Here is an 847-nt window from a genome sequence, read left to right as displayed (position 1 = left end):
CTTAGAGCGCCTCACAGAACCGTTTGATTTGGTTGAGGGTGATGAGGCTTTCGGCGAGACTTGTGAAGGCCTCGTAGATGTCGCTACGCCGCTCGTAGCGGATGGGCAGTCGGCGGAACCGGTTGAACCAGGCGTGGGTGCGCTCGACCACCCAGCGATGGCGGCCGAGCGGCTCGCTGCTCTCAATGCCCTTGCGCGCGATGCGCGGCACGATCCCGCGGGCCCGGCACTCCTGGCGGCGGGGCTTGGCATCGTAGGCCTTGTCGGCGTGCAGCTTGCCGGGCCGCTGGCGCAGCCGCCCCCGTCGACCGCTCCGCAGGGGCGGGATGGCGTCGAGCGTCGGGGCCAGCATCGGGCTGTCGTGCCGGTTGGCCCCGCTCAGGCAGAAGCCGAGCGGCGTGCCGCGCGCATCGGTGACGAGGTGACGCTTCGTGCCCGGCTTGCCCCGGTCGGTCGGGTTCGGGCCGGCGGTGGCAGAGTCCCCGCTGGGACAGACGCTCTGTCCAGGCTCGCCCGGCTCCAGTCGATCTCACCCGCCGCGTGCAGGCGCTCCAGCAGAACCTGATGCAGGCGCGCCCACACCCCTGCCTCCCGCCAGTCGCGAAGCCGGCGCCAGCACCTCATCCCGCAGCCGCAGCCCATCTCCGCCGATAGCATCTCCCAGGGCAGGCCCGAGCGCAGCACGAACAGGATACCGGTCAGCGCCGCTCGGTTCTCGATCGGACGGCGCCCGCCCTTCGGACGGGGCCGGGGCGGCGGAAGGAGCGGGGCGATCGCGTTCCAGAGATCATCGGGCAGAAGCGGGCGTGCCATGCTCAACAACGCCCGCCCAACCGATCCGTGCCCG

The 847-nt window shown here is 71.3% G+C and carries 1 protein-coding gene; it reads right to left on the bottom strand.

Annotated features, from left to right (window positions below; translation table 11 throughout):
- Position 1: 1 nt before the first annotated feature.
- A protein-coding gene (locus OXS27_RS32380) for an IS5 family transposase (RefSeq protein WP_267361756.1) occupies positions 2-813 on the bottom strand; the annotation gives its coding sequence in 2 pieces (ribosomal slippage) (positions 2-481 and positions 484-813; 810 coding nt in all).
- Positions 814-847 lie beyond the last annotated feature (34 nt).

The organism is Methylobacterium sp. GC_Met_3 (genome assembly GCF_026540775.1).
In the GTDB taxonomy this organism is placed as follows: Bacteria; Pseudomonadota; Alphaproteobacteria; order Rhizobiales; family Beijerinckiaceae; genus Methylobacterium.
Note: the sequence above shows the minus strand (reverse complement) of the source record. Positions and strands in the feature narration are given on the sequence as shown.